The sequence below is a fragment of the Aeromonas sp. QDB18 genome, assembly GCF_027705325.1.
Taxonomy (GTDB): Bacteria; Pseudomonadota; Gammaproteobacteria; order Enterobacterales; family Aeromonadaceae; genus Aeromonas; species Aeromonas caviae.
The window spans coordinates 1-3,933 of the sequence record NZ_JAPDBQ010000223.1 but is presented as its reverse complement, the minus strand read 5'-3'; the positions used below and the strand labels follow the sequence as shown (position 1 = coordinate 3,933).

Genomic DNA, 3,933 nt, shown 5'->3' with positions numbered 1-3,933 from the left:
GGGGCATGCAGTCGTGGCAAGCCCTCCGATGCCATATCGGCTCTTGAAGCTGGCTGAGGGTCATGGGTAATCAGGTTAACCTATAAAAATAGGCGTATCACGAGGCCCTTTCGTCTTCAAGAATTTTATAAACCGTGGAGCGGGCAATACTGAGCTGATGAGCAATTTCCGTTGCACCAGTGCCCTTCTGATGAAGCGTCAGCACGACGTTCCTGTCCACGGTACGCCTGCGGCCAAATTTGATTCCTTTCAGCTTTGCTTCCTGTCGGCCCTCATTCGTGCGTTCTAGGATCCTCCGGCGTTCAGCCTGTGCCACAGCCGACAGGATGGTGACCACCATTTGCCCCATATCACCGTCGGTACTGATCCCGTCATCAATGAACCGGACTGCCACGCCCTGAGCGTCAAATTCCTTTATCAGTTGGATCATATCGGCAGTGTCGCGGCCAAGACGGTCGAGCTTCTTAACCAGAATGACATCACCTTCCTCCACCTTCATCCTCAGCAAATCCAGCCCTTCCCGGTCTGTTGAACTGCCGGATGCCTTATCGGTAAATATACGGTTTGCTTTCACACCTGCGTCTTTGAGTGCTCTGACCTGAAGATCAAGAGACTGCTGACTGGTTGAGACCCGAGCGTAACCAAAAAGTCGCATAAAAATGTACCTTAAATCGAATATCGGACAACTCATGTCTATTATTACAAATTTACGATTTAATAGACATATTAATGTAACAGTTTTACGATGTCCGATAATTTATAACATTTCGTACGGTTGCAAAAATGTTACTAAATGCCCGTCAGGCAGGGAGGCCGATATGCCCGTTGACTTTCTGACCACTGAGCAGACTGAAAGCTATGGCAGATTCACCGGTGAACCGGATGAGCTTCAGCTGGCACGATATTTTCACCTTGATGAAGCAGACAAGGAATTTATCGGAAAAAGCAGAGGTGATCACAACCGTCTGGGCATTGCCCTGCAAATTGGATGTGTCCGTTTTCTGGGCACCTTCCTCACCGATATGAATCATATTCCTTCCGGCGTCCGGCATTTTACCGCCAGACAGCTCGGGATTCGTGATATCACCGTTCTTGCAGAATACGGTCAGAGGGAAAATACCCGCCGTGAGCATGCAGCGCTGATACGTCAGCACTATCAGTATCGTGAATTTGCCTGGCCCTGGACATTTCGCCTTACCCGTCTTTTATATACCCGGAGCTGGATAAGCAACGAACGTCCTGGCCTGCTTTTCGATCTGGCGACAGGGTGGCTTATGCAACATCGTATTATTCTCCCCGGAGCCACTACGCTGACCCGGTTGATTTCAGAGGTAAGGGAAAAGGCGACGTTGCGCCTGTGGAACAAACTGGCACTGATACCGTCAGCCGAACAGCGTTCACAGCTGGAGATGCTGCTGGGGCCAACTGATTGCAGCCGCCTGTCTTTACTGGAATCACTGAAAAAGGGCCCTGTGACCATCAGTGGTCCGGCGTTTAATGAAGCAATTGAACGCTGGAAAACTCTGAACGATTTTGGCCTGCATGCTGAAAACCTGAGTACACTCCCGGCTGTGCGCCTGAAAAATCTCGCACGTTATGCTGGTATGACTTCGGTGTTCAATATTGCCAGGATGTCACCGCAGAAAAGGATGGCGGTTCTGGTTGCCTTTGTCCTTGCATGGGAAACGCTGGCGCTGGATGATGCATTGGACGTTCTGGACGCCATGCTGGCCGTTATCATCCGTGACGCCAGAAAGATTGGGCAGAAAAAACGGCTCCGCTCGCTGAAGGATCTGGATAAATCTGCATTGGCGCTCGCCAGCGCATGTTCGTACCTGCTGAAAGAAGAAACACCGGACGAATCGATTCGTGCTGAGGTGTTCAGCTACATCCCAAGGCAAAAGCTGGCTGAAATCATCACGCTTGTCCGTGAAATTGCCCGGCCCTCAGACGATAATTTTCATGAAGAAATGGTGGAGCAGTACGGGCGCGTTCGTCGTTTCCTGCCCCATCTGCTGAATACCGTTAAATTTTCATCCGCACCTGCCGGGGTTACCACTCTGAATGCCTGTGACTACCTCAGCCGGGAGTTCAGCTCACGGCGGCAGTTTTTTGACGACGCACCAACGGAAATTATCAGTCGGTCATGGAAACGGCTGGTGATTAACAAGGAAAAACATATCACCCGCAGGGGATACACGCTCTGCTTTCTCAGTAAACTGCAGGATAGTCTGAGGCGGAGGGATGTCTACGTTACCGGCAGTAACCGGTGGGGAGATCCTCGTGCAAGATTACTACAGGGTGCTGACTGGCAGGCAAACCGGATTAAGGTTTATCGTTCTTTGGGGCACCCGACAGACCCGCAGGAAGCAATAAAATCTCTGGGTCATCAGCTTGATAGTCGTTACAGACAGGTTGCTGCACGTCTTTGCGAAAATGAGGCTGTCGAACTCGATGTTTCTGGCCCGAAGCCCCGGTTGACAATTTCTCCCCTCGCCAGTCTTGATGAGCCGGACAGTCTGAAACGACTGAGCAAAATGATCAGTGATCTACTCCCTCCGGTGGATTTAACGGAGTTGCTGCTCGAAATTAACGCCCATACCGGATTTGCTGATGAGTTTTTCCATGCTAGTGAAGCCAGTGCCAGAGTTGATGATCTGCCCGTCAGCATCAGCGCCGTGCTGATGGCTGAAGCCTGCAATATCGGTCTGGAACCACTGATCAGATCAAATGTTCCTGCACTGACCCGACACCGGCTGAACTGGACAAAAGCGAACTATCTGCGGGCTGAAACTATCACCAGCGCTAATGCCAGACTGGTTGATTTTCAGGCAACGCTGCCACTGGCACAGATATGGGGTGGAGGAGAAGTGGCATCTGCAGATGGAATGCGCTTTGTTACGCCAGTCAGAACAATCAATGCCGGACCGAACCGCAAATACTTTGGTAATAACAGAGGGATCACCTGGTACAACTTTGTGTCCGATCAGTATTCCGGCTTTCATGGCATCGTTATACCGGGGACGCTGAGGGACTCTATCTTTGTGCTGGAAGGTCTTCTGGAACAGGAGACCGGGCTGAATCCAACCGAAATTATGACCGATACAGCAGGTGCCAGCGAACTTGTCTTTGGCCTTTTCTGGCTGCTGGGATACCAGTTTTCTCCACGCCTGGCTGATGCCGGTGCTTCGGTTTTCTGGCGAATGGACCATGATGCCGACTATGGCGTGCTGAATGATATTGCCAGAGGGCAATCAGATCCCCGAAAAATAGTCCTTCAGTGGGACGAAATGATCCGGACCGCTGGCTCCCTGAAGCTGGGCAAAGTACAGGTTTCAGTGCTGGTCCGTTCATTGCTGAAAAGTGAACGTCCTTCCGGACTGACTCAGGCAATCATTGAAGTGGGGCGCATCAACAAAACGCTGTATCTGCTTAATTATATTGATGATGAAGATTACCGCCGGCGCATTCTGACCCAGCTTAATCGGGGAGAAAGTCGCCATGCCGTTGCCAGAGCCATCTGTCACGGTCAAAAAGGTGAGATAAGAAAACGATATACCGACGGTCAGGAAGATCAACTGGGCACACTGGGGCTGGTCACTAACGCCGTCGTGTTATGGAACACTATTTATATGCAGGCAGCCCTGGATCATCTCCGGGCGCAGGGTGAAACACTGAATGATGAAGATATCGCACGCCTCTCCCCGCTTTGCCACGGACATATCAATATGCTCGGCCATTATTCCTTCACGCTGGCAGAACTGGTGACCAAAGGACATCTGAGACCATTAAAAGAGGCGTCAGAGGCAGAAAACGTTGCTTAACGTGAGTTTTCGTTCCACTGAGCGTCAGACCCCGATTACTTCGCCAACTATTGCGATAACAAGAAAAAGCCAGCCTTTCATGATATATCTCCCAATTTGTGTAGGGCTT

The 3,933-nt window shown here is 50.8% G+C and carries 2 protein-coding genes; one reads left to right on the top strand and one right to left on the bottom strand.

Features of this window, described 5'->3' with window-relative positions:
- Positions 1-97: 97 nt before the first annotated feature.
- On the bottom strand, positions 98-655 hold the full coding sequence (locus tag OKC30_RS20125) for a recombinase family protein (RefSeq protein WP_001235713.1): 558 nt from the start codon (positions 653-655) through the stop codon (positions 98-100).
- 163 nt (positions 656-818) lie between these two features.
- On the opposite strand from OKC30_RS20125, the gene OKC30_RS20120 reads away from it, so the two are divergent.
- On the top strand, positions 819-3,824 hold the full coding sequence (locus OKC30_RS20120) for a Tn3-like element Tn3 family transposase (RefSeq protein ID WP_001143760.1): 3,006 nt from the start codon (positions 819-821) through the stop codon (positions 3,822-3,824).
- Positions 3,825-3,933 lie beyond the last annotated feature (109 nt).